Below are 26,732 nucleotides of genomic sequence, written 5' to 3' on the forward strand. Positions count from 1 at the left end.
GATGAATATCAAGATATTTGCATCTGCACTGCTTTATAAACCGGAAAGTTGATATGACAACGACAGAACCTTTAACTCTGTTTACCGGACCAACCGGAAATCTCGACGACCGCACACAGATTCTCGTGCGTGGTCCCGATGCGGAAACATTTCTGCAATCCATTTTCACAGCTGATCTGACCTCCCTTGAAACCGGCATCCTGCGCGCTTCGGCGCTGCTGAGCCCGCAAGGTAAAATCCAGTTCGATTTTCTGATCTCACGCGTTGAAGACGGCTTCCGCATTGATATTGCGAAGGATGTGGCAGAGGTTTTTTCCAAACGTCTCACGCTTTATCGGCTGCGTGCCAAAGCGGAAATTATCGTTTTAAATGAATCAATTATCAGAATTAGCTGGAAAACTGATTCAGGCAGTTCAGAAAGTGATTCAATTAGCCTTGAGAGCTATCAGGCCGTGCGCGATGAGCGCTTCCCTGAAGAAGCGAATGTCCTGCGTCATTATGCTGAGAGCGGCAGCGCCTCCCCCGCCACGCAATCTGATCGCGATGCATGGGCAGCTTTGCGTATTCACTATGGTATTGCCGAAGGCGGTGCCGATTTCATCATGAATGATGTTTTCCCGCATGATATTAATTTCGAGCAATTCAGCGGTGTATCCTTCAAGAAGGGCTGCTTCGTCGGACAGGAAGTCGTGTCCCGCATGCAACATCGCGGCACTGCACGACGCCGGATTTTGCAGGTGACGGCGCAGGCCGATCTGCCCGCATCGGACACACCGATTACTGCCGGTGGCAAAGAAGTCGGAACCTTGCGCAGTGTCAATGGCAGCAATGCACTCGCACTGGTTCGCATCGACCGCGTTAAAGACGCAATGGATAAAAACATTCCGCTGCTCGCCGGTGAAACAGAGGTCAGCCTGACAATTCCTGCCTATGCTAAATTCACCTTCCCTGAAGGAGCGGCAGACTGATGGCAGTATCCGGCGGTGCCAAAACAAAACCGGTTCGGGCATGGCAGCGTATGTTGTCAGGCCGCAGGCTGGATTTGCTTGATCCATCACCGCTGGATATTGAAATCAGTGATATTGCCCATGGGCTGGCGCGTGTTGCCCGCTGGAACGGCCAGACCCGTGGTGATCACGCCTATTCTGTAGCGCAGCATTCGCTGCTGGTGGAACAGATTTTCCGTGAGCAAAATCCTGATGCTCCTTTGCAGCATCAGCTGCTGGCCTTACTGCATGATGCACCGGAATATGTGATCGGCGATATGATCTCGCCCTTCAAGGCGGTGATGGGCGGTGCCTATAAACAGATTGAAGCGCGACTGGAAACAGCCATTCATCTGCGCTTTTCTTTACCCGCGACCGTGCCTGCAGTTTTAAAAAAAGCGATTAAGAAAGCTGACATTGTTTCCGCTTATTTTGAAGCAACAGAACTGGCCGGTTTCAGCACGGCAGAAGCTGCAGAGTTTTTTGGTCGTCCGCGCGGTTTTCATGCCGGTCACTTTGATTTATCACCAAGGCCAACCGCAGAGATAGAACAGGCTTTTATCAACCGATTCAACGCATTGGAGACACAAATTCATGGCTGATGTTTCCGCTGTCGTTGAGGTGGGTTTGAGTGCTGCAGTTGTTACAATCAGCAATAACCGTCCGGTTATTCTCTGCTCTGACGACCATGAAATGCCCGCAGCCCATGAAGTATCTGCCGCGCTTTCGCTGCCTTACGGGCGGTTTGATCCGCTGAAACACCGCACATTAGAAATGGGTTTGCGGCTATGGGTTGAAGCGCAAACGGCCTTGCGCCTCGGCTATGTAGAGCAACTTTATACATTCGGCGACCGTGGCCGTGCCAAATCTGCCATGCCGACCGATGATACCCATGTGATTTCTGTCGGCTATCTGGCACTGACACGTCAGAATGGCGAGCAGCCGGAAAATGACTGGCAATATTGGTATGATTTTCTGCCTTGGGAAGACTGGCGCAGCGGCAAACCGCCACTCATCGACCAGCTCATCATTCCCGCCTTGCGTGAATGGGCACAGAGCGACAAGCGCAGCCATCCGGCCTATGATCTACATCAGCTACCACGCCTGACACGTTTGCGTCTTGCCTTTGGCACCGATGGTATCCAATGGGATGAAGAGCGCGTGCTGGAACGCTATGAGCTGCTTTATGAGGCCGGTCTGGTGCGGGAGGCAACCATTGACGGCACAGTCAGCCCGAGCGCACAGCTGGACGAATTGCAACGCCATACCGGCAAAGCCATGGTGTTCGACCATCGCCGCATTCTCGCAACCGCAATTGCCCGCCTGCGTGCCAAGCTGAAATACCGTCCGGTAATCTTTGAGCTGATGCCCGATTGTTTCACCCTCACAGCCTTGCAGGAAACTGTTGAAGCGATCTCCGGCCGACATCTGCATAAACAGAATTTCCGTCGTCTGGTGGAAAATGCCGAACTGGTAGAGCCGACCGGTGCCAGTCTCAGCCAGCAACGCGGAAGACCAGCTGCGCTCTACCGCTTCCGCCGTGCGGTTCTGGAAGAGCGCCCTGCGCCGGGCTTAAAGGTAACGCTGTCGCAAAGATAAATTTTGGTATTTCGCATTATCCTACGCAAAACCGCTACGCACTTTTGCTGGAAATGCTCTAGCGATAGATATGCCGCTCATCAGGAAAGCTGTGGCTTTTCACATCTTCTGCATAGGCTTTCACAGCCTCGTCAATAGCTGCACCAATGGCACCATATTGGCGGACAAATTTGGCAGGCTTGTCGTTGAGGCCAAGCATATCTTCCAGCACCAGAATTTGCCCGTCGCACTCCGCCGATGCGCCGATACCAATGGTCGGCACAGCAACCTGCACGGTAATTTCACGCGCCAGCGGCTCGACAATACCTTCCAGCACAATACCGAATGCACCAGCATTGGCAACCGCCTGCGCATCCTGCTTGATCAAATCCCACAGCGCCTGATCGCGCCCCTGTACTTTATAACCGCCCATCACATGCACGGCCTGCGGAGTAAGACCGATATGCGCCAGCACCGGAATGCCGCGTTTGGTCAGAAAGCTGATCGTCTCAGCCATCTGCACGCCGCCCTCAAGCTTGACCGCACCACAGCCGGTTTCCGCCATGATCCGCGCAGCATTGCGAAAGGCGATTTGCGGGCTTTCCTCATAGGAGCCGAAAGGCATATCCACCACGACCAGCGCACGGGATGAGCCACGCATGACCGCCTGCCCGTGCATAATCATCATTTCCAGAGACACACCGATGGTTGAATCCATGCCATGCATCACCATGCCAACACTGTCACCCACCAGCATAAAATCCGCATAGCGATCAACAATCGCAGCCGTATGGGCATGATAAGCCGTGAGTGATACCAGCGGCACACCGCCTTTGCGGGCGCGGATTTCCGGCACGGTAATACGGCGGATTTGTTTCTGAACACTCATGGCCGTTTCCTTTGATTACAAATTAAAAGCGCAGCACATGCTGGTCAATCAGGCGGGTTTTGCCAAAACGCACAGTCAGCAGCAACACTGCCGGTGCGGTGAGCTGCTCCGCTGTTTCAGCCAGTGTTTCTGCATCGCGGATATCCACGGCCTCGATCTCACCGCGCGGTTCCTGCTGCAATTTATTGACAACAGCTTGGCGCAATGACGCAACCGAACGCTCGCCCTGATCCACCAAGACTTGAGCCAGTTGCATCGCCTGCGGCAGGATAACAGCAGCGGCACGGTCTTCAGCACTCAAAAGACTGTTGCGCGATGAACAGGCCAGCCCATCCGGTTCACGTACGGTCGGCACACCGATTACATCCACCGGCTGATTGAGATCAGTCACCATACGTTTGATAACAGCGAGCTGTTGGTAGTCTTTCTCGCCGAAGAAAGCCTTATCCGGCTGCACAATATTAAACAGCTTGCTCACGACCGTTGCCACACCACGGAAATGATGCGGACGTAATGCTCCCATCAGAATAGAAGAAAGCTCTCCCGCATCGACATAGATCGATGTTTTGCCGCTGCCATCCGGATACATCTCATTCACATCCGGCGCGAAAACATAATCACAGCCCTGCTCTTCGAGCAATTTCAGATCACGAGGCAGATCACGCGGATATTGTGCCAGATCTTCATTGGGCGCGAATTGCGTGGGATTGACGAATATCGATACCACAGACACATCACAATGCTGTTGGCTGTTTTTCACCAATGTGAGATGGCCGATATGCAGATAGCCCATCGTCGGCACAAAGCCGATACTCTTGCCACGACTGCGCTCAATCTTAAGAGCCGCCCGTAAATCTGAAATCGTGCGTATCAGCTGCATATGCTCATTTCCCGATAATCGTAACGGCTCTGTCTCATCATTCAACAACAATATCCAGCCCGACATCAAGCGTCGGTGCAGACATTGTGATTTTCGAGGTTGAGATATAGTCGACACCCGTCTCGGCAACGGCTTTCACCGTATCGAAATTAATATTGCCCGACGCCTCAAGTTTTGCGCGTCCGGCATTAATTTCTACAGCCTTAACAAGGGTTTCCGGCGGCATATTATCAAGAAGAATCACATCGGCCTGCACCGAGAGCGCCTCTGCCATCTGTTCCAGTGTATCAACCTCAACTTCGATCTTCACCAGATGTCCGACAAAGCTGCGGGCGGCTTCAATCGCCTGTTTAACACCACCGGCAACGGCAATGTGGTTATCTTTAATCAGCACCGCATCATCAAGACCGAAACGGTGATTGGCACCGCCGCCGCATCGCACCGCATATTTGGCAAATGAGCGCATACCGGGCATGGTTTTGCGCGTATCACAGATTTTCGCCTGTGTATGGGCAATCTTGTCCGCGAAACGTGCCGTGTAAGTCGCAATGCCGGACAGAACCATCAGATAATTGAGCGCCACACGTTCAGCCGACAAAATGGATCGGGCATTGCCGCTGATACGGGCAATTTCCTGTCCGGCTTTGATGCGGGTTGCATCTGTGACAGCGACCGAAACCTCCAAAGACGGATCAATCTGTGCGAAAGCAGCACGCACAAAATCCAGACCGGCAAGGACACCATCCTCACGGCTGGTCAGTATTGCTGTTGCCTGTTTTTCAGGAGCAATCGTGGCATGGCTGGTAATATCTCCGGCACGTCCCAGATCTTCGAGCAAGGCATTGCGCACAGCCTCTTCAACCAGCGGACGCGGCAGAACAGAAGGATAAGCAGTTTTCATCAGGCAGTTTCCGCTAATTTTTGATAAGTCTCTTGGGCATCTTGCAAAGTCATCATCGAGCGATGTTGCCAGATGACCGAGCTTTCAGGATAGTCGCTGCGATAATGACCGCCACGGCTTTCCTTGCGAGCCAAAGCCGATACGGCCAAAACTTCGGCAGTCGCCAAACAGTTGGCGAATAGCGGATCATGATTATCCTGTGCCAGTTGCCGGATTTGTTGCAGCCCCTGTAGCATCTGATCCTGCCTGCGGATAACGCCGAAGCTGCGGCTCATCACCGCCCGTAATTGCTGCATGGCCTCAGTGCAATCCTTTTTATTTGCAGCAGGCAGAACCTGCACAACGGATTGCGATGCACATTCCTCCTGCGGCACTTGCCTGATCGCCTCAGCTACCCGCGCGCCAAACACCACTGCCTCAAGCAGAGAATTTGATGCCAAGCGATTGGCACCATGTGCGCCGGTAGAAGCCGCCTCACCACAAGCCCACAGGCCTTTAACCGTCGTGCGGCCATCCATGTCCGTGAGAATACCGCCCATAAAGTAATGTGCGGCGGGCACAACGGGGATGAGATCATGCGCCGGATCGATACCGACCGCCTGACAATAGGCATAAACAGTCGGGAATTCCTGCGCAAAACTCTCACCGATTGCCTTGGTGCAATCGAGATAAGCACCGCGACCGCTCATCACCTCTTCATAAATACCGCGTGCGACCACATCGCGCGGGGCCATTTCCGCAGCCGGATCGTGGCGCAGCATAAAGCGTTCACCGGCTTTATTGACGAGATGCGCGCCGTGACCACGCAGCGCCTCTGTTGCCAACGGTGCCGGATCAGCCTTCACATCCAGCGCTGTCGGGTGAAACTGCACAAATTCCATATCCGCCAAAAGCGCACCGGCCTGTGCCGCCATACCGATACCGGAACCGCTGGCCTCAGCCGGATTGGTGGTCACCTGATAGAGATGACCGATACCGCCACTGGCAATTACCACCTGACGTGCAGGCAAAATCTGGTCTGAGCCATCTGTCCGGCGAATAGCCAGCCCGCTGATACCAGCTGCATCAGAAATCAGCTGATAGGCCGAAGCATTTTCGATCAGCGTGATGGATGGTGTTTCCCGCACTTTGGCAACCAGTGCCTGCATGATCGCACGGCCAGCCATATCACCACGCACGCGCACGATACGGTTATGACTATGTGCCGCCTCGCGCGATACTTGCAAATGACCGGCCAAATCGCGATCAAACGGCACACCGAGTTCGAGAAGATCATGCACACGATCAGAGGCCGAAGAGGCCATCATGCGAATGACATCCTCATCCACAATACCGTCACCGGCGATCAGCGTATCGGTTACATGGCTTTCCACTGTATCATCGGATGACACAGCCGCAGCAATACCGGCCTGTGCCCATGCGGAAGACGCGCCCTGCCCGATAGGAGCGGCCGCTATCACCGTGACCGGCAAAGGGCTGAGCTGCAGGGCGCAAAACAGCCCTGCCAACCCGCCGCCGACAATGATAATCTGACTGGGTATAATCTGATTGGGTTTCGCGCTCATCGTCACGCCGTCAGTTTTTCAGATTGATCATACGTTCAACAGCCTGCCGCGCTTTGACAGCCATTGTTGCATCGACAAAAACCTCGCCGCTCATATTCACCAGCGTCTCGAGAATTTTCGGCAGAGTAATCCGCTTCATATGCGGGCAGAGATTGCACGGTTTGACGAATTCCACCTCCGGCACTTCCGCAGCAATATTGGAGGCCATCGAGCATTCGGTTACCAGCATCACCTTGGCCGGACGATTATCGCGCACATAGTCAATCATACCTTTGGTGGAACCGGCAAAATCAGCCACAGCCACCACTTCAGGCGGGCATTCCGGATGGGCGACAATCTGCACCGACGGATCAGCAGCGCGGTACGCCAGCAGTTCCTCTGCCGTAAAGCGCTCATGCACCTCGCAACGGCCTTTCCATGTCAGCACTTTCACGGAAGTCTGAGCCGCAACATTCTGCGCCAGAAATTCATCAGGAATGCAGAGCACGCGGTCAACACCGAAGCTCTCCACCACCTGCACAGCATTGGCAGAGGTGCAGCAAATATCGCTCTCGGCCTTCACATCAGCAGAAGTGTTGACATAGGTGACAATCGGCACGCCCGGATAGGTTTCACGCAGCAGACGTACGTCCGCACCGGTGATGGATTCCGCCAGCGAACAGCCTGCCTTCATATCCGGTATCAGCACGATCTTTTCAGGGCTGAGCAATTTTGAAGTTTCCGCCATGAAATGCACGCCGCACTGCACGATAATATCGGCATCGACACGGGCAGCCTCGCGCGCCAGCTGCAAGCTGTCGCCGACAATATCCGCCACACAATGGAAAATTTCCGGTGTCTGATAATTATGGGCAAGGATAACGGCGTTGCGTTGTTTTTTGATACGATTAATCGCCGCCACATAAGGCGCATAAGCAGGCCATTCGATGCGCGGAATATGATGCGCCACGCGCTGATAGAGATGCTCGGTTTCTGCAGCGATCTCCGGTGTATAGTCCAGAGACGGCATTTCCAAAATACCGAAACGTTCTGCCGCGCTGCGGATTTCACCTTTATTCAGGTTCTCTTTGGTGGTGGCTGTGGTCATAATCTGCCTCATAAAGCAGCATTAAAGCTGCCCTCTCCATTTTCCCCTTAACCGTCTCTTTGATATTTATACTCAATTAGAGCATAATAATCAGAAAGAAAAAGACGGTCATTTCCTAGACGCAGTTTCGGACGGATCGAAGCGGGATTAGAAATCAATCCGGCGAATTGATTTCCCCGCGAAGGCGTAAACACTTTTCCTGAAACTGCTCAATACCGTGGCGCGAATCTTTATGCTTATTACAGTTTCATGACAAGAAATTATTTTGCTCAAAGTGAGTAAAATTAATCATCAACTTATTCGGACAGCGCAAAACCCAATCACCAGAAATTTTGAAAACACAGCAAAATCAATCAATAAGACAAGCGGACGAAGCATTCTCACTTAAGCCTCTTTCAAGCGTAAAAAAAATAATGTAATCGCTATTACACAATAGATTTACCGGCATTATCGCTGAAAGAACGCACAGCATGTCCACTCGCTCGCAAGACTATCGAAGCCCTTCCATGCCCTGGCTGATCATTATAGCCGGTTGTCTCATCACCTTTCTGACCTTTGGCCCGCGCTCGGCCATGGGTTTTTTCCAGCTGCCGATCATCGGGGACAAGGGCTGGGATCGCAGCACCTATGGTCTGGCTATGGCATTGCAAAACCTGTTCTGGGGTGCCGGTCAGCCAATCTTTGGTATGATTGCCGATAAATACGGTTCATGGCGCGTCTTGCTGATGTCCGGCATTTTTTATGCTTCCGGCCTGCTGTTGATGGCACATGCGGATGCCCCGATTGCCCTGCATATCGGTGGCGGCGTGCTGGTTGGCCTTGGTGTTGCCGCCGGCTCTTACGGGATTATTCTCTCGGCCTTTGCCCGTCACGTCAGCGCACAGCAGCGCAGTCTGGTCTTTGGTCTGGGCACTGCTGCCGGTTCTGCGGGTATGTTTGCTTTTGCACCGATTTCGCTCGGGCTGATTGAGCGTTTCGGCTGGTCGGATGCGCTGGTCTGGCTTGGTGTTGCTATGCTGCTGGTGCCATTACTTGCCATCCCGCTGCGCGGCAATGCCTCTAATGCACGGATGCCGGACACGAGTGCCAAGCAAACTGTTGCCGAAGCGCTCAAAGAAGCATTGAGCCACAAAAGCTATCTGTTTCTGACTGCCGGTTTCTTTGTTTGCGGCTTTCAGGTGGCTTTCATCACCACCCATTTTCCGGCCTATATTTCCGATATCGGCGTGGATAAGCATTATGCGGTCTGGGGGCTCGCGCTGATCGGTTTCTTCAACATTATCGGATCACTTGGTGCAGGTTTCCTCGGCCAGACCCATTCCAAACCGAAAATGCTGGCGCTGATCTATCTGTTGCGCTCAATACTCGTCGCCGGTTTTATCCTGCTGCCGCAGTCCGGCACCAGTGTGCTGATCTTCTCGGCCATTATGGGGCTGCTCTGGCTCTCAACCGTACCGCCGACCAATGGTCTTGTCGCCACCATGTTCGGCACACGCCATCTCGGCCTGCTGGGCGGCATGGTGTTCTTCTCGCACCAGATTGGCTCATTCATTGGTGTCTGGCTGGGCGGCACGCTCTACCAGATTTACAACAGCTATGATGCGGTGTGGTGGCTCAGCATTATTCTCGGATTGTTTGCGGCGCTTATCCATCTGCCGATCCGTGAAACAGCAGTACAACGCCCTGTACTCGCAGCAGCCTGATTAAGCGGCCCGATTTAAAGCAGAAATAAAGCCGGAGCGCGACTCCGGCTGTTGCTGCCCGCGCGGCTCCCACACATGACGGGTAAAGAAAAAGCCGGTCAGTTTAAACGCCGTACAAATATCCGGCACAGTCTCGGCTCTGACACGGGAATTGCAGACAAATTCCGGCATCGCCAGAAGCCGGTCTGCCCAAGGTGCACCGGCATCGCGGGACACGGCTCGTCCGCTTTTCGGCGAGACATAAATCAGATCAGTGGTACCGCCGGTTGCGGCACAGCTTTTGAGATCAAGGCCGAAACCTAACTCTTCCAGCAACATCAGTTCAAAACGCAACAGCAGCTCACCGGCAGCAACCGGCGTGTCACAATGCTCCAGCAAGAGCTGCAATGTCTCATAGAGATTTTCGTGCGGATCACGCTCCGGCAGCAAACGCAAATGCGCTGCCGCGAGCTGAATAGCAAACAGCGCCACCGGCAAATCAATCAGCCGCGCTGCGGAAAAGCTCAAAGGCTCGATCTGGTAAGAACCCAGATGCTCATCGAGCCGCGCCCACCAATGTAGCGAAACATGATTACCGACCTGCAACATCGGCTGCATACGCTTGGAGCGGCCGCCGCGCACCACACCCATATGGCGGCCATGGGCACGGGTCATCACCTCCACAATGGCACTGCTCTCGCCATGCCGTCTTGTGCCGAGAATGATGCCCTCGTCGCGCCACTCCATAATCAGCTATCCTCAGGAATTCGGGAATTCCAGACCCATTTCACGGTAACGCTCAGGGTCATTGCCCCAGTTGTCACGCACTTTCACGAACAGGAACAGATGAACCGGCTGCTCGAGAATAGCAGACATTTCCTTGCGGGATGCCTGACCAATCGCCTTAATCGTCTCGCCTTTATGGCCGAGAACAATTTTCTTCTGGCTGTCGCGCTCAACATAAACAACCTGTTCGATACGCACCGAACCGTCTTTGCGCTCTTCCCACTTTTCGGTTTCTACCGTTGAGGAATAAGGCAGTTCCTCATGCAGGCGCAGATAGAGCTTCTCACGGGTTACTTCCGCTGCCAGCTGGCGCATCGGCATATCGGAAATCTGATCTTCCGGATAATACCATGGGCCGTAAGGCATTTGGGCAACCAGATATTTCAGCAGATCTTTACAGCCCGAACCATTCAGCGCCGAGATCATGAAAGTGCTTTCAAACTTCACTTTCTCATTGGCGGCCTGTGCCAGTTCCAGCAGCTTTGGCGGGTCAACACGATCAACTTTGTTGAGGATCAGAATTTTCTTCTGATGCGTGTTTTCAACACTGGCCAGCAAAGCCTCAGCGGATTCATTCAGACCGCCCTGTGCATCAAGCAGGATCAGCACCAGATCGGCATCACGGGCACCGCCCCAAGCGGTTGTGACCATAGCGCGGTCAAGACGGCGCTTCGGCTTGAAGATACCCGGTGTGTCAACCAGCACGATCTGTGTCTGATCTTCAGTGATAATGCCACGCACCAGAGCACGGGTGGTCTGTACCTTATGGGTCACAATCGACACTTTAGTGCCAACCAGACGGTTCACCAAAGTGGATTTGCCCGCATTCGGCGCACCAATCAGCGTCACGAAACCCGAACGGGTCTGTGCTTCTGCTGTGGTTGCGCTGTCACCCTGCGGATGGTTGATTTCAGTCATTTTTATCTCTTTTAAGCCAAGCGCTGTATCGGAAATGCTCTGAAGAACCTGCGCAGGTTTAACGAGCTCTATTTAAGTTTAGCGCACATCTTATTCCGAAAACCGGTTTCCACTTTTCGGGATATGCTTAAGTTTAGCGCAAATACGGAAACTTTATAAGATCAGTTATTTCTGCCAGACACCTTGGCGGTGCAGCAGATTTTCAGCGGCATCCTGCTCGGCAATACGTTTGGAACGTCCTGTTCCGGTTGCCGGCTGAAAACCGGAAATTGCTACTTCCACCACAAAGACAGGCTCATGGTCGGGACCAGTGCGGCTGACAATACGGTAAACAGGTTGCAACTTGCCCTGCTGTTTGCCCTGCTGATGCGCCCATTCCTGCAACTCAGTTTTGGCATCACGGCGCGCCGCATCGCTCACTTTAGAGCGTGGCTCCCAATATTTGAGCACAAAACCACGTGCAGCTTCCAAACCACCATCCAGATAGATAGTTGCAATCAGTGCTTCAATCACATCGGCGCGCACATTCAGAAGGCGCTTGTCATTGAGGCTTTTGATGTCGGAACCGGTTTCGATCAGATCACCCAGACCGATTTCATCGGCAACGGACGCACAGCCTTCAGCACTGACCAGCGCATTCAGGCGCACGGACAATTCACCTTCCGGCGCATCGGGAAAAGCCGCAAACAGCATTTCCGCAATAATCAGTCCGAGAACACGATCACCAAGAAATTCCAGCCGCTCATAATTGGAGCCGGATTGCGGCCGCGCACTGGAATGCGTCAATGCGCGCTCAAGGCGCGCATGATCGACAAAGCTATGACCGGTTTTTTCTTCCAGTATTTTTATACGCTGGCGATCAGAAACCATTATCAGGCTCCTGACCGGCAGCTTTATTGCTGTTTAATTTCGTCAAAACACACATCAGTTATTTGTCGTTACAACGGATTTTGGATCTTCCGTTGCACCGACCCAGTTCAGCAAGCGGTCAAACCGCAGATTGGTTGGCCAGCGCCACAGTTCCAGCGGGCTGTATTTTCCGGAAATGGAGAAGAAGATCACATTGGCACGGCCAACAAGATTTTCATAAGGCACATAGCCTACAGAATAGCGGCTATCCAGCGAGTTATCGCGATTGTCACCCATCATGAAATAATGACCGGCTGGTACCTCGAATACACGCGTATTGTCACCCATAGCATTCGGATTCACATCCAGCGTTTCGTAAGAAATGCCATTCGGCAATGTCTCGCGATAAACTTCAATCGGACGGTTTTCATCGGTCACATCAGGATTGGCAATCTCGCCAACCTTCTCGCGCTGCACTGCCACATCATTGATATAAACAACGCTGTCGCGTACCTGAATCTTGTCGCCAGGTAAGCCGATTACGCGTTTGATATAATCAATATTGGTATCGCTTGGCAGCTTGAATACAACAACATCACCGCGCTTCGGCTCAGCACCCCAGATGCGGCCTTCAAACAGATCCGGTGACAGCGGCAGGGAATATTTCGAATAGCCATAGGCATATTTGGAAACGAACAGATAATCACCTTCCAGAAGCGTCGGACGCATCGAGCCGGACGGAATGCTGAATGGCTGAAACAGCAAGGTACGGATCACAAGTGCCAGCAGCAAAGCCTGCACAATAATACTGACGAGTTCACCAACACCGCCGGACTTTTTCACTTCATTCTTGTTAGACAAGCTGGGTTTTCTCCGCTTCTGCGCGTTTATTGTGCGACTCTTAACCTCTACAAAGCCATGAAGCAATCAGGAACTCGCAACTCAAAGGACTGCGCCCCGCTTGCGTTGCATAAAACCCGCATCCTATGCCGGTTTTTGAGTAAAAAAGCCCATACCGGCTCTTGATATTTTCGTTTGCGATTCACGACTGAAATGCCGACAGCTTTGAGCCTGAAAATTGTTCAAATTATTGCATTTACCGGCTCTATCGCTCTGGTTATCACCAAACAGACATGATGTATTCTTTGGCGTAATGTTCATAAATCAGCGCCCGAATGCCGTTATAAAACGACGATCGGACGTTGCATAAAACGCAGGGGAATAAACATAATCATGTCTCAGCCAGTGGAAATCCGTCTCTTCACAGCACAGGATAAAGCGGCATGGCTGCCTTTATGGAAAGCCTATCAGGATTTTTATAAGACCACCATTGCCGACAACGTTACCGATTTAAGCTGGCAAAGATTGCTGGATGCGAATGAACCTATGAATGGTGCGCTGGCAATTATTGACGGTAAAATTACCGGTTTTGTACATTATATCCGCCACCGCTCCACATGGTCGACAGGCGGTTACTGCTATTTGCAGGATCTCTACGTTAATCCGAATGTTCGCGGCAAAGGCCTTGGCCGTGCACTGATTGAGCATGTTTATCAAGCTGCAGCGGAAGCAGACTGCTCACGCGTCTATTGGCTAACCCATGAGACCAATACGGATGCGATGGTGCTCTATGACCGCGTTGCCGATAAATCCGGCTTCATTCAATATCGCAAAATGCTGTGATGTGTGAAAGCGCCCGTATCTATCAAGCGGGCGCTGCTTTTAAGCCGGTACGGCTTCAATAATCACAAAGGCCTGCGCCATCGGATATTCATCCGTAATGCTCAGATGCACAACAGGTTTCATTCCTTCCGGCATCATGGATTGCAGGCGAACTTCAGCGCCATTGGTGAGGTGCATCGTCGGCTTGCCGGAGGGGAGGTTAATCACTTCCATGTCCCGCCAGAAAACACCGTGAGAAAGACCGGTACCCAGAGCTTTGGAACAGGCCTCCTTGGCGGCAAAACGCTTGGCATAGGTATCCGCCTGGCGTTTGCGGCTTGCAGCCTTGGCACGCTCGCGTTCCGTAAACACCCGCTCCGTAAAGCGGCTGCCGTGGCGTTCAAGTGTTTTTTCAATGCGGCGGATATCAATCAGATCACTGCCGATACCAATAATCATCGGGAAGCGCCCTGCTCTGCCAGATTTTTCTTTAATGAAATACGCTGCAGACGCTTATGACGATAGCTGATCGTTGCCCAGCGCGTTGCCACATAAACAGCCAGCGCACAGCCAAGACCAAGCACCAGCGAACCGAACAGCATCGGCTTCAAAATCGGCTGCCACAGTTCAGCAAAACTCATCTGCTTGAAAATTTCGCTTTCCAGAATTCGGGTCAGCGGTAATGCCTGTGCCTGACCGTTTTCATCAACGATCATCCGGCCGACTTCATAGGTGCCGCCCCAGATAAACGGAATTGTCAGCGGATTTGCCAGTGCCGTACCAATCGCAGCGGCAGCAATATTACCGGCAATGAGGTAAGCGAGAACAATCGCAAGAATGAGATGAAAACCGAAGAACGGGGTAAAAGCCGCAAAAACACCGACGGCCAGACCTGCCGCAACAGCATGCGGGCTGGCAGTAATACGGGTGATCCGCTTGCCCATATAGCGCATTGAGCGCGAGAAAGAACGGCGCGGCCAGATCATCGTGCGAAGGCGCTCCCTGTAACTCAAGGGTTCTCTGCGTCTGAACAACATGACTTTCTGCCACCATCCTTAACTAAATCTGAGTATATCTGCATTGATGCACAGACATAACTGCTTCGCTTCATAGGCGGGAAACTCCCGTGAAGCTATCTCAATTATACGAGAATTAAGACTTTTTTAACAGTTCAAATAGTTATCGCATGAGGAAAGCACAGCAGCAATGCGGCAAGAGGTAGTATGCCGCCTGAATAATGCGTCTTGAGACGGGGTTATATGTTCCGCGAAAATGTAGTTTTTCCAATAATATCAGACAGGTTTACATATAATTTGCACTGCTTTTGAGTACAAAAAAGCATCGCACTGATCCGCCGCGCCCCCGTGGCAGATCAGGCGATGCCTCTTGCAGGCAAAATCCGCGCTGAAGCTTACCCCTTCAGCCTGCAGTCTCTGCCCTCTCCGCATCTGCCCGCGCCCCCGCGGCTAATGCGAAGCTCTTTCCATGGCCAAAATCAGATGACCATGCTGAAACCCGGCCGGTTTTATATGGCCATACTAAAACTATGTGCACATTCCTTACGGAACTCATCAAATACTGCTGCGACGAGCCTCACCAGCGAATGATGTTCCGGCGCCATCACAATCACTGAACCCTGCACTGTGACGATACCATCGGCAGCCAGCGGACGCAGTAATGCGAGTTCATCAGAAAAATTCACACCTGCTGCGATATCATTCAGATCGACACGGAAATCGCACATCAGTTTTTCAATGATCTTCGCCCGCAAGCGGTCAGAATCGTTAAATGCATAGCCGCGCGTTACAGGTGCCCGTTCTGACAGCACCGCAGCTTTATACTGACCGATATCGGCAACATTCTGCGTGTATCCTTCGCGGAACTGCGAGATAGACGACGCGCCGAAACCGAGCAGTGTCGGGCAGTCATCATCCGTATAGCCCTGAAAGTTGCGGCGCAATTGTCCGGCCTTTGCGGCCACAGCCAATGCATCAGACGGCAGGGCATAATGATCAATGCCAACCGGCTCATAACCCATAGCCATAAATGTCTCACCGACGATTTGCGCTTGCTCAAAACGGGCATCGGCATCGGGCAACAGGCTGGTATCAATCAACCGCTGATTGGCACGGCGCGCAGGCAGATGCGCATAACCGTAACAGGCAATACGGCTCGGACGGAATGCCGCCACACGTTTGCAAGTCTCACGCAATGTAGCGACCGTTTGCAAAGGCAGGCCGTAGATAAGATCAAAATTCAGGCTGGTTATGCCAACCTGCCATAGCGAGTTGACAGCGGATTCAACCTGCTCAATCGGCTGCACACGGCCAATGGCCTGCTGCACATCCGCATTAAGATCCTGCACGCCAAGGCTGGCACGGTTGACACCAACCTGCGCCAGATCACGGCACAGTTTCTTGTCAACTTTGCGCGGATCAAGCTCGATGGCATGTTCCATATCATCCGCAAAATCGAACTGCTCACGCAGCACCTGCGTGATACGGGCAATGCCCTCACCGCCCAAAATGCTTGGTGTGCCGCCACCCCAGTGCAGATGCACGGCTTTCGGGCGTTCAGTCAGATATTGCCCCGCTTGGCGAATTTCGCGGATCAGTATATCGGCATAAGCCTCAATCACAGTATCACGCCGCGCGATCTTGGCGTGACAGCCGCAATAGTGGCAAAGGTCACGGCAATAAGGCACGTGAAGATAGAGAGAAACCGGTTCCCCCTGTCTCAAACGCCGTAACCACGCCTCATACTGATCTTTCCCGACTGCCGGAGAGAAATCCGCGGCAGTCGGATAAGATGTATAGCGGGGTACGGCAAGAGAAGCATAATGTCTTGCCGCAATCTCCGTCATACTTTTTGTCCTTTACCGGCAACAGCTGCCTGTTCGTTCAGTTTCATTTCCGGCGTAACCGGCATTTTCTTCATTTCCGGCGTAATCGCCGGGGCGCGCACCAGCACGTCATTGCGCAATTCAAACCACATGGCATTGAAAATTGCGAAGGAAGAGGCCAGTCCCAATCCAAGGATCCAGGAAAAGTACCACATTTCATTGTTCCTTTTTCTTTACTCTTCAAAGGGTTAGTAAGCATTAGGCGTATTATCGACACTGTCTTTAGTAATCGGGCCGCGCATCACGCTATAGACCCAGCTGGTATAGAGAAGAATGAGCGGCAGAAAGATCACTGTCGCGATGAGCATGATGAACAAAGTCAGATGGCTGGACGATGCGTCCCACACTGTCAGGCTTGCATTTGGCATGACCGAGCTTGGCAGCAGGAACGGAAACAGTGACACGCCCGCTGTGCTGATGATCCCGAAAATACCGGCACTGCTGCACAAGAAAGCCAGCGTACCTTTGCGGCAATGCAGCGCGATAAAGCTCAGAGCCATACCGGCAAAGCCGAGCACAGGCGCAATCAGCATCCAGCTATGTTTGGTATAGTTTTCCAGCCAGACACCGGAACCGGTTGTTACGGTTTTCAGCATCGGATTGGACGGCCCCGCAACATCCTGAACAGATGTCACGACATAACCATTGATACCAAAGGCCAGCCACACACCGGCAAGCGCAAACAGAACCACGCTGAGCAGCGCTGCGATTTTGCCGAAGCTGCGTGCACGCTCCCCAACTACACCCGGAACACGGGCAACAATCACTGTCGCACCATGAGCTACCAGCATGGTCAGGCTGACCAGACCGCATAGCAGTGCAAAAGGTGTCAGCAGGCCGAAGAAATTGCCGTCATAATAAATGCGCATCGCATTATCGAAACGGAACGGCACACCGAGCAGAACATTACCAACAGCAACACCGAAGATCAGCGCCGGTACGAAACCACCGATAAACAGTGCCCAGTCCCAAGTTGAACGCCATGCGGTATTTTCTACCTTGCTGCGGAATTTGAAACCAACAGGACGCAGGATCAGCGCCAGCAAAATGGCAATCATCGCCAGATAAAAGCCAGAGAAGGACACCGCATAAAGTGCAGGCCATGCAGCGAAAATCGCGCCGCCGCCGAGGATCAGCCAAACCTGATTGCCCTCCCATGTCGGGCCGATCAGATTGACCAGCATACGGCGCTCTTCATCGGTTTTAGCCGCGAAAGGCAGCAGAGTGCCTATGCCAAGATCAAAACCGTCCATGATCGCGAAACCGATCAGCAGAACACCGAGCAGCAACCACCAGATCAGGCGCATTGTTTCATAATCTAAAGGAATATTTGTCATTATCTTGCTCCTTTCGCCTGATTAACCGTTGTTCTGCATATTCAGGATGGTCGCATCTTGTGCCATATCGACATCAGGGCGTACCGGTTCTTTTGGTCCGGCTTTAACGGTACGAACCATCAGCCAGATCATGATGCATAACAAAGTGGTGTAGACGGTCAGGAAGAAACCAAGACTGATGACCAGATCAGTCATAGTGAGATTGGAAGCCGCATAGAATGTCGGCAGCACGCCCTCAATCGCCCAAGGTTGACGGCCATATTCCGCAACGATCCAGCCTGCTTCAATCGCAATCCACGGCAAAGGCAGTGAGAACACAGCGATTTTAAGCAGCGCATGATTGGTATGTTCATTGATGCGATGTCTGCTCGCCAGAACAAAGGCAATTGCAAAAAAGGCGATGAAATAGAAGCCCAGCGCCACCATGACACGGAACGACCAGAACAAAGTGCCGACACTCGGAATTGTATCTTCCGCAGCCTTACGGATTTCTTCAGGTGTGGCGTTCTGAATATCATCGCGATAGCGCTTCAGCAGCAGGCCATAGCCGAGATCATGCCAGTTGGCCTTAAAAGCTTCACGGGCTTCAGCATCATTCGGATTGGTACGGATATGATCCAGCTCAACAAAAGCCTTGATACCATTCTCAATACGCTTTTCAGCCATATCCACCAGATCGTGAATGCCCGGCAATTCCGTTGTCAGGCTGCGGGTGGTAATGAGGCCGAGAACATAAGGAATGTGCACTTCGTAGCTGTTTTTGCCGTCACCCGGAATGGCGAACAGGTTAAAACCGGCCGGTGCAGGTTCTGTTTCCCACATGGCTTCCATCGCAGCGATTTTCATCTTCTGCTGTTCGGTGGCCACATAGCCGCTTTCGTCACCCAGCACGACGACCGAGAGAGCAGCAGCCAGACCGAAAGAAGCGGCAACGGTCACAGAACGCTTTGCCAGTTCCACATGCTTACCGCGCAGCAGATAGATACTGCTGATTGCGATGATGAACATGGCACCGGTCACATAACCGGCACTCACCGTGTGCACGAATTTTGCCTGTGCAACCGGATTGAACAGCACAGCCATAAAATCTGTGACTTCCATACGCATTGTATCAGGATTGAAAACCGCGCCGACCGGATTTTGCATCCAGCCATTGGCAATCAGAATCCACAATGCGGAGAAATTGGCGCCAAGCGCCATCAGCCATGTGACGGTGAGATGCGCCACGCGCGACAGACGCGCCCAGCCAAAAAAGAACAGGCCGATAAATGTGGCTTCAAGGAAGAAGGCCATCAAGCCTTCAATAGCCAGCGGCGCACCAAAAATATCGCCGACATAATGGCTGTAATAGCTCCAGTTCATACCGAACTGAAACTCCATCACGATCCCTGTGGCGACGCCCATGGCAAAGTTAATGCCGAACAAAACACCCCAGAACATGGTCATGCGACGCCAGATGTCGCGACCGGTCATGACGTAAACGCTCTCCATAATCGCCATCAATAATGAGAGGCCGAGCGTCAGGGGGACAAAAATAAAATGATACATCGCCGTTGCAGCGAACTGCAATCGCGACAGATCAACGACAGTAAAGTCAATCATACTTCCAGCCTTTTATCATTCGGATAACCGCCGCTCCGCAACGGGAAAGCAGCTTGCCGGATCCGTTTTCTGCAAACGGATCGTCCTCCCTTATCGCTGGTGTAACAAAGGTGTGAAAAAGCGCATTGATCTGGATCAATGGCTGTAAAACAAAAAAGGGCGGGGAAATGCCCCGCCCTTTGCTCAAAATTTATCTGTGCCTATGGCTTCAGCGACAGCCATTGTGTGGCGTGGACATTCCTCAGATTATCGTGCCAGCCTTCCAGCTGATCTGAAACCAGCGCCCGTGACGCATAGGTAAACAGCGGAATGACAACCTGCTCCTGAAGCAACAGGCGCTCAGCATCGGCCAGCATCACCGCACGCGCTCTGAGATCGGTTGTCACCGAGGCCTTCTCCAGCAAAGCGTCATAGGTTTTATTGAACCATTTTCCATAATTGAAACTACTGTCACTTTTATAGAGAAACAAAAAGCTTTGCGGATCACTGTAATCCCCGACCCAGCCATCCCTTGCCAGATCAAATTTTCCGCCTTCGCGCAGATAATTGAAATAGGTCGTGCCTTCCATTTCATTCAGCTTTGCCCTGATGCCGATATTTTTCAGCATATCCGCAATGGCAGCCAGGACATTTTTATGGTTCTCGGATGTATTATAAAGCAGCTCAACCGTCAGACTGTCCGGCTTGATACCTGCCTCTTTCAGGAGTTCTTTCGCTTTATCTTCACGGTCGAGAATATCCTGATTGGCATAATCCTGACTTACCCCGCCGCTGATATAATTATCAATTTCCGGCGGCACTAAAGAATAGGATGGCAGCATTGTCCCGCGCCAGACTTCTCTGGCCATAAAATCGCGGTCGATCACCATCGAAATAGCGCGGCGCACACGGGCATCTTTCAGCGGGCTGCCGTCTTCCCCCTTTATATCGAGAAAATAGCTGCCCAATTGCGGGGCAATGCGCAACTGAGTGCCAAATCTCTTGCGCACATAATCCATCTGCTCGGCAGGCACATCGGCACAGACCTGTACCTCTTTCGCTTCAAACCGGCGCATACAACTGGAGCGGTCTTCAAAAGGCAACCAGTTCACCACATCAATTTTGACCTTATCCGCATCATAATAATAGGGATTTTTCTTCATGATGATTTTGTCATTCGGCACAAAACTGGCCAGTTGATAGGCACCATTGCTCACCAGATTTCCGGGAGCGGTGAATTTTTCGCCGTATTTTTCAACGCTTTTGCGATGTAAAGGCAGTGCCGTGTGATGTGCCATCAATTGCAGAAAATAGGGCGTCGGCGCTTTCAGTGTGAACTTCACCGTATAATCATCCGGTGCTTCCACGCCCAATTGCTCAGGCGGCAACTGTCCGCGGGAGATTGCTTCGGCATTTTTGATCGGAAACAGCACATTGGCATAGGGTGCGGCTGTTAGCGGGTTCATAATACGGCGGAAAGAATAGACAAAATCCTGCGCGGTAACCGGATCACCATTCGACCATTTTGCATTATCGCGCAGGTGGAAAATATAGCCCACGCCATCCGGTGACATTTCCCATGATTGTGCAACACCGGCGATGATTGCGCCTTTGACATCTTCCATCACCAGCCCCTGATAAAGATCGGCGAGAAGCGCCGCCTCATCGACCGTTGATGTCAGTTGCTGATTGAGCGAGGATGGATCACCATTATTGCCACGATTTAAAATGATTTCGGCATTGGCAGATGTAGTGAACACAGAGATCAGCAGACCAGAAATCAATAATGACCGGCGCATATAGCCCCTCCTCAATCAATAAAATAAAGACATGAATAAAAATCCCGCACCGATATTACGCAAGCGCGGGTTCAGGAAAATCCCAATAAAATACAAAAAGCTGCGTCTGCCTTAGGGGGCAAACGCAGGACACATTCTTAAAATTGTCAGAGATCAGCTTTTGAATTCAGTACCGGCAACGGCTGAAAGCGAACGATGCGAAAGAATGCTCACCGTATTGGCATCCGGCAGATGAATCAGGCCCTGAGTGCGCAATTTTGTGAAGCAACGGCTGACAGTTTCAATGGTCAGGCCGAGATAATCTGCAATATCCGTGCGGTTCATCGACAAATGTACCGGATTGTCCGGATGGCCGACACGTTTCGCCTGTGCTGAGAGCACCAGCAGGAAAGAGGCGAGTTTCTCAACAGGTGCAAGACGCCCGAGCACCAGCTGATTATCCCGCGACTGGCGCAAAGCCTCACGCGTCATCACATAGAGCCGGTCTTTCAATGCCGGATGCTGATCCATCAGCTCGTCCATCTCATTTACGGAAAAGCAGCATAATGTGGATGGCACAACAGCTTCTGCCGTCTGGGAATAAGTCCCGTCATCGGCGAGACCGAGATAATCGCCCGGATAGAGAAAACCGGAAATCTGACGGCGGCCGTCCGGCAGCAATGTAAACAAACGTAGCAGACCGGAAGTCAGGCTGAAAACCTTCAGCTTCGGCGCGCCCTCTTCCACCAGCATTTCACCGGTTTCAAGCTTGCGTGAAGACATGATTGCCTCCAGCGCATGCAGCGCATCATCCTGCAAAGCGGCACAGATCGCCATTTTACGCACTTCACAATCAACGCAGGCTCCGCACGGGTCACGGTGACGCTGGCTATGCATTGTCTGAGCTGTAAGAACTGAAACCACGATGATGCCTTGTTTTTACACTTGTCGTTATCGGAAAACCGGTGCCCGCTTTTCCGCGACACGCTCTAACTCTTTATTTTAACGCGTATCTTATCCGAAAACCGCTTCGCACTTTTCGGGACACGCTCTGGTTTTTTAATTCGTCGTATTATCGCGGACGCTAAATGCTCTGGCACCCCGACGGGTTTTATGTGCAACAATAATTTAATGAGGCAAGCCGATAGCTGTTCATGCCACGAAGACTATGTTCCTCATGGCATGAATGTTCGCAAATTTCCATATCCCGCCTCGCCCTGCGTCAAAAAACGCTTTGAAAATCAGCAGAGCGTCATGGTTCAGCTCAGATATTACGGCTTCCCGGCTTGATGGCTGGAAGCGCTGCCAGTTCCGGCGGCAGATTATCCTTATCATAGGACGGCACTTCATATTCAGCCAGTGCGATCAGCTTGGTGCCGACATCGGCTTTACCTGCCGAGCGATCAACGATACAGGCAGCAGCCACAACTTCCGCCTTCAAATCGCGCAGCGTGTCAATTGTCTCGCGGATCGAAAGGCCGGTGGTCACAATATCTTCCACGATCACAACGCGGGAGCCTTCCGGCAGTTCAAAACGGCGCAGTTTGAAAACACCATTTTCACGCTCGACCCAGATCGACGGCACGCCGAGATGGCGCGAGGTTTCATAAGACGGGATCAGACCGCCGATTGCAGGGCCGACCACATAGTCAATCGGGCCAAGATCAGCGGCTTTGATCTTTTCAGCCAGCGCTTTGCACAGTTTTTCCGTCTTGTCGGCATGCATGAACACCCGCGCTTTTTGCAGGAAAACAGGGCTGCGGCGACCGGAAGTCAGAATAAAATGCCCTTCAAGAATGGCACCTGCCTCACGAAACACACCCAGCACATCTTCAGTATTCATGAGCTACCTCTTACCTCTTATCCGTTAACGCGCTGTGCATCGCTCACACAGGCGCTTTCTTTTAATTGCGTAATAATGCGGTTGAGATGTTTGAGATCCCAAACCTCAAGATCCATAATCATTTCTGTAAAGTCAGGCGCTGTTCGCACCATGGAAAGATTGTGGATATTCGTATCATTGACCGAAATAACCTGTGCAATCTCTGCCAGTGAGCCCGGTGAATTAATGGCGGAGACGGAGATACGGGCAGGAAAACGCTCATGCATTTCGCCGTCGATATCCCAGCGCACATCAATCCAGCGCTCCGGCTGGTCATCATAGGCGGTCAGTGCAGAAGACTGGATCGGATAGATCGTGATGCCGACACCCGGCTGCAAAATCCCGACAATACGATCGCCCGGAACAGCGCCTTCCGGTGCAAAACGCACTGGCAAATCCGAATTCGCACCGCGGATCGGCACAGCATGATTTTGCGCTGCCGCCTGCTTCTGCACATCCTCAGTGCTACCACCCTCCGGTACCTTAAAGATCATACCGGCAGCATTTTGCAGGTTAAACCAGCCCTTCTCGCCGGTTTTCGCAGGACTTCCCGTTGTCACGCGTGTGTCCTGATAATCCGGATAAACCGCTTTCAGCACATCGCCGGAAGCCAGCTCACCGCGACCAACCGCGGCAAATACATCTTCAATATCTTTGCGTGCCAGCCGTGCCAGTGCAGGCTTGAGCAAATCCTTGCTGAACGGCTTGTTACCGCGTTCGAATGCCCGTTCCAGAATACGCATACCCAGACCGGAATATTGCTTGCGCACGGCAGCACGGGTTGCACGACGAATTGCCGAGCGCGCTTTACCGGTAACCACAATGGATTCCCATGCCGCAGGCGGAACCTGCGATTTGGAGCGGATAATATCCACCTCGTCGCCGTTTTTAAGCTCGGTCATCAGCGGCATCATGCGGCCATTGATCTTCACGCCAACGGTGGAGTCGCCAATATCCGTATGCACCGCATAGGCAAAATCAATCGGTGTTGCCCCGCGCGGCAATGCAATCAGGCGGCCTTTCGGCGTGAAGCAGAAGACCTGATCCTGAAACAGTTCCAGCTTGGTATGTTCGAGAAATTCTTCCGGATTATCACCTTCGGACAGCGCCTCAATCGTACGGCGCAGCCATGCATAAGCATTAGATTCCGTTGAAATCGCGGTTGGCACCGTATTGCTGCGGCCGTCTTTATAAATCGAATGGGCAGCCACACCATATTCCGCCACATCATCCATGGCACGGGTGCGGATTTGCAGCTCTACGCGCTGACGGGACGGCCCGATAATTGTGGTGTGGATCGAACGGTAATCATTCTGCTTCGGCGTTGAAATATAATCTTTGAAACGCCCCGGCACCATCGACCATGTTCGGTGAATAATCCCCAGTGCCTTGTAACAATCATCAACATTATCAACGATGACACGGAAACCGAAAATATCGGAAAGCTGCTCGAAAGACAGGCCTTTGGTTTCCATTTTACGGAAAACCGACCACGGCTTTTTCTGCCGGCTGGAAACATCAGAATGCAGGCCTTTTTCGGCAAATAGCGTTGCCAGATCTGTCTCAATCTTGCTGAGTAGACCACGGTTCTTTTCCATCAGTTCCGCAAGGCGGTCAGTCACCGCACGCCATGCTTCCGGATTGATATAACGGAAGGCCAGTTCTTCCAGCTCTTCGCGCATGTCCTGCATACCCATGCGGCCAGCCAGCGGCGCATAAATATCCATGGTTTCTTCAGCAATGCGCAGACGTTTGTCTTCGCGCATCACGCCAAGGGTGCGCATATTGTGCAGACGGTCAGCCAGCTTCACCAGCAACACGCGCACATCGTCGGAAATCGCCAGCAGAAGTTTGCGCAGATTTTCCGCCTGTACGGCTTTTTTGGAAACCAGATCGAGTTTTTTAAGCTTGGTCAGACCTTCAACCAGCTTGCCGATTTCAGGGCCGAAAAGCTGGTCAATCTCAGCGCGGGTCGCGTCAGTATCTTCAATTGTGTCATGCAGCAGCGCAATGGCAATGGTTGCCTCATCAAGACGCATGTCTGTGAGGATTGCCGCAACTTCCAGCGGATGGGAAAAATAAGGATCGCCGGACGCACGTTTCTGACTGCCATGTTTCTGCATCGCATAAACATAAGCCTTATTCAGCAGCGCCTCATTCACATCAGGCTTATAGTGCTGCACCCGCTCAACCAGCTCATATTGGCGCATCATCAGCCTGCACTCCTCTTACCCGCGCATCAAACAAATCATACATAACGACACCGGCGTCACGACTCCGGAATTTACTGTAAAACGCAACCGGCACAAAGCACTACAGGTTTTAAAGCATATAATAATCCGGCATCTACCGGCATTTTTCATGCGGCATTTTAACGGCCAGAGCATAATTTCTTAAACTTGAAGCAGTTTAAGTTAAAATTATGCTCTTAATTTTAAGTGTTAGAGCGACCATTGTGCGCCCAATGGGGCGCACGGCGCTCTAGCCTAACGAATAGCCTGATGCGCACAAAATAAAGCGCCGCAGAATAATCTGCAGCGCTTTAATAATCCGGTCTTTACTGACACCGGCAGTCTGAAAACAATGCCGGATATCTGTTGAAACAGCTTAAAGCGCCTCAACAAAAATCAGTAATCGTCGCTCTTTTCCGGTGCAACCAGACCTTCGATACCAGCAAGCAGATCTTCTTCGCTCATGCTGTCGAATGTCACGATGTCTTCTGCGCCGACAACAACTTCGCCGCCCAACTCGTCCAGAGCGCCGCTGATCTGCAATGGTGCCGGTGCTTCCGGTTCGTCAATTTCCACATGCTTCTGCAGCGAGTGGATCAGGTCTTCTTTCAGATCGCCCGGTGACAGGGTCTCGTCAGCGATTTCACGCAACGCAACAACCGGGTTTTTATCGTTGTCGCGATCAATGGTAATCTGACCGCCCTGAGAGATCTGACGTGCACGATGGCTGGCAAGCAGAACCAGCTCAAAGCGGTTGTCTACCTTGTCAACGCAATCCTCAACGGTAACGCGGGCCATAGATCGCCCCTTTCATATCTCAAAATTAATTCAGGAATTCTCGATTTCCATAACGCCACTTGACACAAAAAACAAGCAAAAGCGCACATAGAGCGGTTTTGATTTTCCATATCTGTGCGCAAACACAGCTCTCATAGCCTTGAGACTTCATTTTTCCGTCATAAAACCCCACAGAATCGCTCCCGATCTTTTAAAATCCGCGCTGTTCTGCGGGCTTTGAAAAAGCTGCAATAAAGTCCTCTAAATCGTTTATACTCTTGCTCCCAAATGAATAGATTTCATTTATATGATATTTGTGATATCTTAATCACACATTTTCCCTGTCTTTTCCAAATACGGCAATAAAAACAACCTGTGATTGCTTGCCTTTCTGTAGATGCGCCTTAGAACGCAAACTAGGAGAGGCTTTTTTCAAAACTAAAAATTGAAAAGTGCGGACA

The 26,732-nt window shown here is 52.0% G+C and carries 25 protein-coding genes; 5 read left to right on the top strand and 20 right to left on the bottom strand.

Features of this window, described 5'->3' with window-relative positions; genetic code table 11:
- Positions 1-53: 53 nt before the first annotated feature.
- The 3 genes from ygfZ to F7P81_RS00855 are packed head-to-tail and all read left to right on the top strand — an operon-like array spanning position 54 to position 2,585.
- On the top strand, positions 54-968 hold the full coding sequence (gene ygfZ, locus F7P81_RS00845; RefSeq protein ID WP_151158069.1) for a CAF17-like 4Fe-4S cluster assembly/insertion protein YgfZ: 915 nt from the start codon (positions 54-56) through the stop codon (positions 966-968).
- Positions 968-1,588, top strand: a complete 621-nt coding sequence (locus tag F7P81_RS00850; RefSeq protein ID WP_151158070.1) for a YfbR-like 5'-deoxynucleotidase — start codon at positions 968-970, stop codon at positions 1,586-1,588. Before ygfZ ends, F7P81_RS00850 begins: the two co-directional genes overlap by 1 nt.
- Positions 1,581-2,585, top strand: a complete 1,005-nt coding sequence (locus tag F7P81_RS00855; RefSeq protein WP_151158072.1) for an NUDIX hydrolase — start codon at positions 1,581-1,583, stop codon at positions 2,583-2,585. Before F7P81_RS00850 ends, F7P81_RS00855 begins: the two co-directional genes overlap by 8 nt.
- Before the next feature lie 58 nt (positions 2,586-2,643).
- Here the strand turns inward: F7P81_RS00855 and panB are convergent, their stop codons facing one another.
- The 5 genes from panB to nadA are packed head-to-tail and all read right to left on the bottom strand — an operon-like array spanning position 2,644 to position 7,886.
- Positions 2,644-3,453 carry a 3-methyl-2-oxobutanoate hydroxymethyltransferase gene (gene panB, locus F7P81_RS00860; RefSeq protein WP_151158074.1) on the bottom strand — a complete coding sequence of 270 codons (810 nt, stop codon included), beginning with the start codon at positions 3,451-3,453 and terminating at the stop codon, positions 2,644-2,646.
- Positions 3,454-3,475: 22 nt separating this feature from the next.
- On the bottom strand, positions 3,476-4,333 hold the full coding sequence (gene panC, locus F7P81_RS00865) for a pantoate--beta-alanine ligase (protein WP_151158076.1): 858 nt from the start codon (positions 4,331-4,333) through the stop codon (positions 3,476-3,478).
- 37 nt (positions 4,334-4,370) lie between these two features.
- Positions 4,371-5,234: a carboxylating nicotinate-nucleotide diphosphorylase gene (nadC, locus tag F7P81_RS00870; RefSeq protein WP_151158078.1), complete on the bottom strand. Its 864-nt coding sequence runs from the start codon at positions 5,232-5,234 to the stop codon at positions 4,371-4,373.
- Positions 5,234-6,799, bottom strand: a complete 1,566-nt coding sequence (locus F7P81_RS00875) for an L-aspartate oxidase (RefSeq protein ID WP_151158080.1) — start codon at positions 6,797-6,799, stop codon at positions 5,234-5,236. Before F7P81_RS00875 ends, nadC begins: the two co-directional genes overlap by 1 nt.
- Before the next feature lie 10 nt (positions 6,800-6,809).
- Positions 6,810-7,886 (bottom strand): quinolinate synthase NadA, encoded by a 1,077-nt coding sequence (gene nadA, locus F7P81_RS00880; RefSeq protein WP_151158082.1) that lies wholly within the window; start codon positions 7,884-7,886, stop codon positions 6,810-6,812.
- 470 nt (positions 7,887-8,356) lie between these two features.
- Here nadA and F7P81_RS00885 point away from each other — a divergent pair, with 470 nt between their 5' ends.
- Positions 8,357-9,589 (top strand): MFS transporter, encoded by a 1,233-nt coding sequence (locus F7P81_RS00885; protein ID WP_151158084.1) that lies wholly within the window; start codon positions 8,357-8,359, stop codon positions 9,587-9,589.
- On the opposite strand, the gene recO is transcribed toward F7P81_RS00885, so the two are convergent.
- The 4 genes from recO to lepB all read right to left on the bottom strand — a co-directional run bounded on the left by recO (position 9,590) and on the right by lepB (position 12,982).
- A complete protein-coding gene (recO, locus tag F7P81_RS00890) occupies positions 9,590-10,315 on the bottom strand; it encodes a DNA repair protein RecO (RefSeq protein ID WP_075654596.1) in 726 nt (241 codons plus the stop codon).
- Positions 10,316-10,327: 12 nt separating this feature from the next.
- Positions 10,328-11,272: a GTPase Era gene (gene era, locus F7P81_RS00895; protein ID WP_022711974.1), complete on the bottom strand. Its 945-nt coding sequence runs from the start codon at positions 11,270-11,272 to the stop codon at positions 10,328-10,330.
- 165 nt (positions 11,273-11,437) lie between these two features.
- Positions 11,438-12,142: a ribonuclease III gene (rnc, locus tag F7P81_RS00900; protein ID WP_151158086.1), complete on the bottom strand. Its 705-nt coding sequence runs from the start codon at positions 12,140-12,142 to the stop codon at positions 11,438-11,440.
- Between the two features lie 54 nt (positions 12,143-12,196).
- Positions 12,197-12,982, bottom strand: coding sequence for a signal peptidase I (gene lepB / locus F7P81_RS00905; RefSeq protein ID WP_121992872.1), 786 nt, complete (start codon positions 12,980-12,982; stop codon positions 12,197-12,199).
- Positions 12,983-13,354: 372 nt separating this feature from the next.
- Between lepB and F7P81_RS00910 the strand changes: the two genes are divergently transcribed.
- Entirely contained in the window at positions 13,355-13,804 is a 450-nt protein-coding gene (locus F7P81_RS00910; protein ID WP_151158088.1) for a GNAT family N-acetyltransferase, read from the top strand.
- Positions 13,805-13,843: 39 nt separating this feature from the next.
- Here F7P81_RS00910 and acpS read toward each other — a convergent pair whose 3' ends face one another.
- From acpS to rpoZ, 11 genes are all read right to left on the bottom strand, one after another.
- Positions 13,844-14,242, bottom strand: a complete 399-nt coding sequence (acpS, locus tag F7P81_RS00915) for a holo-ACP synthase (protein ID WP_075654593.1) — start codon at positions 14,240-14,242, stop codon at positions 13,844-13,846.
- Positions 14,239-14,820 carry a DUF2062 domain-containing protein gene (locus F7P81_RS00920; protein ID WP_022711969.1) on the bottom strand — a complete coding sequence of 194 codons (582 nt, stop codon included), beginning with the start codon at positions 14,818-14,820 and terminating at the stop codon, positions 14,239-14,241. The genes acpS and F7P81_RS00920 overlap by 4 nt, the downstream gene beginning before the upstream one ends.
- A gap of 488 nt (positions 14,821-15,308) precedes the next feature.
- Complete coding sequence (hemN, locus tag F7P81_RS00925) at positions 15,309-16,646, bottom strand: oxygen-independent coproporphyrinogen III oxidase (protein ID WP_151158090.1); 1,338 nt, start codon at positions 16,644-16,646, stop codon at positions 15,309-15,311.
- Positions 16,643-16,840 (bottom strand): cytochrome bd-I oxidase subunit CydX, encoded by a 198-nt coding sequence (gene cydX, locus F7P81_RS17250; RefSeq protein WP_151158092.1) that lies wholly within the window; start codon positions 16,838-16,840, stop codon positions 16,643-16,645. Before cydX ends, hemN begins: the two co-directional genes overlap by 4 nt.
- A 33-nt stretch (positions 16,841-16,873) precedes the next feature.
- The gene (gene cydB / locus F7P81_RS00935) at positions 16,874-18,022 is read right to left on the bottom strand and encodes a cytochrome d ubiquinol oxidase subunit II (protein ID WP_183956660.1); all 1,149 of its coding nucleotides are present in this window, start codon (positions 18,020-18,022) and stop codon (positions 16,874-16,876) included.
- A 21-nt stretch (positions 18,023-18,043) separates the two neighbouring features.
- The gene (locus F7P81_RS00940) at positions 18,044-19,624 is read right to left on the bottom strand and encodes a cytochrome ubiquinol oxidase subunit I (protein WP_151158096.1); all 1,581 of its coding nucleotides are present in this window, start codon (positions 19,622-19,624) and stop codon (positions 18,044-18,046) included.
- 200 nt (positions 19,625-19,824) lie between these two features.
- A complete protein-coding gene (locus F7P81_RS00945) occupies positions 19,825-21,402 on the bottom strand; it encodes a peptide ABC transporter substrate-binding protein (protein WP_151158098.1) in 1,578 nt (525 codons plus the stop codon).
- Positions 21,403-21,555: 153 nt separating this feature from the next.
- Positions 21,556-22,278, bottom strand: a complete 723-nt coding sequence (locus F7P81_RS00950) for a helix-turn-helix domain-containing protein (RefSeq protein WP_028233878.1) — start codon at positions 22,276-22,278, stop codon at positions 21,556-21,558.
- Between the two features lie 367 nt (positions 22,279-22,645).
- Positions 22,646-23,224: an orotate phosphoribosyltransferase gene (gene pyrE, locus F7P81_RS00955; RefSeq protein ID WP_022711962.1), complete on the bottom strand. Its 579-nt coding sequence runs from the start codon at positions 23,222-23,224 to the stop codon at positions 22,646-22,648.
- Between the two features lie 17 nt (positions 23,225-23,241).
- On the bottom strand, positions 23,242-25,476 hold the full coding sequence (locus tag F7P81_RS00960) for a RelA/SpoT family protein (protein WP_022711961.1): 2,235 nt from the start codon (positions 25,474-25,476) through the stop codon (positions 23,242-23,244).
- A gap of 414 nt (positions 25,477-25,890) precedes the next feature.
- Positions 25,891-26,292: a DNA-directed RNA polymerase subunit omega gene (gene rpoZ / locus F7P81_RS00965; protein WP_022711960.1), complete on the bottom strand. Its 402-nt coding sequence runs from the start codon at positions 26,290-26,292 to the stop codon at positions 25,891-25,893.
- Positions 26,293-26,732: the final 440 nt, after the last annotated feature.

Origin of the sequence: Pseudochrobactrum saccharolyticum (assembly GCF_008801715.1) — a bacterium.
GTDB classification, from domain to species: domain Bacteria; phylum Pseudomonadota; class Alphaproteobacteria; order Rhizobiales; family Rhizobiaceae; genus Pseudochrobactrum; species Pseudochrobactrum saccharolyticum.

What these genes read in the sequence shown, in the direction of transcription:
- era (WP_022711974.1), bottom strand. Translation starts at nt 11,272, where the DNA reads ATGACTGAAATCAACCATCCGCAGGGTGACAGCGCAACCACAGCAGAA.
- nadC (WP_151158078.1), bottom strand. Translation starts at nt 5,234, where the DNA reads ATGAAAACTGCTTATCCTTCTGTTCTGCCGCGTCCGCTGGTTGAAGAG.
- nadA (WP_151158082.1), bottom strand. Translation starts at nt 7,886, where the DNA reads ATGACCACAGCCACCACCAAAGAGAACCTGAATAAAGGTGAAATCCGC.
- cydX (WP_151158092.1), bottom strand. Translation starts at nt 16,840, where the DNA reads ATGTGGTACTTTTCCTGGATCCTTGGATTGGGACTGGCCTCTTCCTTC.
- acpS (WP_075654593.1), bottom strand. Translation starts at nt 14,242, where the DNA reads ATGATTATTGGTATCGGCAGTGATCTGATTGATATCCGCCGCATTGAA.
- F7P81_RS00855 (WP_151158072.1), top strand. Translation starts at nt 1,581, where the DNA reads ATGGCTGATGTTTCCGCTGTCGTTGAGGTGGGTTTGAGTGCTGCAGTT.
- F7P81_RS00940 (WP_151158096.1), bottom strand. Translation starts at nt 19,624, where the DNA reads ATGATTGACTTTACTGTCGTTGATCTGTCGCGATTGCAGTTCGCTGCA.
- F7P81_RS00950 (WP_028233878.1), bottom strand. Translation starts at nt 22,278, where the DNA reads ATGCATAGCCAGCGTCACCGTGACCCGTGCGGAGCCTGCGTTGATTGT.
- rnc (WP_151158086.1), bottom strand. Translation starts at nt 12,142, where the DNA reads ATGGTTTCTGATCGCCAGCGTATAAAAATACTGGAAGAAAAAACCGGT.
- F7P81_RS00945 (WP_151158098.1), bottom strand. Translation starts at nt 21,402, where the DNA reads ATGCGCCGGTCATTATTGATTTCTGGTCTGCTGATCTCTGTGTTCACT.
- recO (WP_075654596.1), bottom strand. Translation starts at nt 10,315, where the DNA reads ATGGAGTGGCGCGACGAGGGCATCATTCTCGGCACAAGACGGCATGGC.
- panC (WP_151158076.1), bottom strand. Translation starts at nt 4,333, where the DNA reads ATGCAGCTGATACGCACGATTTCAGATTTACGGGCGGCTCTTAAGATT.
- F7P81_RS00920 (WP_022711969.1), bottom strand. Translation starts at nt 14,820, where the DNA reads ATGTTGTTCAGACGCAGAGAACCCTTGAGTTACAGGGAGCGCCTTCGC.
- F7P81_RS00885 (WP_151158084.1), top strand. Translation starts at nt 8,357, where the DNA reads ATGTCCACTCGCTCGCAAGACTATCGAAGCCCTTCCATGCCCTGGCTG.
- F7P81_RS00875 (WP_151158080.1), bottom strand. Translation starts at nt 6,799, where the DNA reads ATGAGCGCGAAACCCAATCAGATTATACCCAGTCAGATTATCATTGTC.
- rpoZ (WP_022711960.1), bottom strand. Translation starts at nt 26,292, where the DNA reads ATGGCCCGCGTTACCGTTGAGGATTGCGTTGACAAGGTAGACAACCGC.
- F7P81_RS00850 (WP_151158070.1), top strand. Translation starts at nt 968, where the DNA reads ATGGCAGTATCCGGCGGTGCCAAAACAAAACCGGTTCGGGCATGGCAG.
- F7P81_RS00960 (WP_022711961.1), bottom strand. Translation starts at nt 25,476, where the DNA reads ATGATGCGCCAATATGAGCTGGTTGAGCGGGTGCAGCACTATAAGCCT.
- cydB (WP_183956660.1), bottom strand. Translation starts at nt 18,022, where the DNA reads ATGACAAATATTCCTTTAGATTATGAAACAATGCGCCTGATCTGGTGG.
- pyrE (WP_022711962.1), bottom strand. Translation starts at nt 23,224, where the DNA reads ATGAATACTGAAGATGTGCTGGGTGTGTTTCGTGAGGCAGGTGCCATT.
- ygfZ (WP_151158069.1), top strand. Translation starts at nt 54, where the DNA reads ATGACAACGACAGAACCTTTAACTCTGTTTACCGGACCAACCGGAAAT.
- hemN (WP_151158090.1), bottom strand. Translation starts at nt 16,646, where the DNA reads ATGACGGAGATTGCGGCAAGACATTATGCTTCTCTTGCCGTACCCCGC.
- panB (WP_151158074.1), bottom strand. Translation starts at nt 3,453, where the DNA reads ATGAGTGTTCAGAAACAAATCCGCCGTATTACCGTGCCGGAAATCCGC.
- F7P81_RS00910 (WP_151158088.1), top strand. Translation starts at nt 13,355, where the DNA reads ATGTCTCAGCCAGTGGAAATCCGTCTCTTCACAGCACAGGATAAAGCG.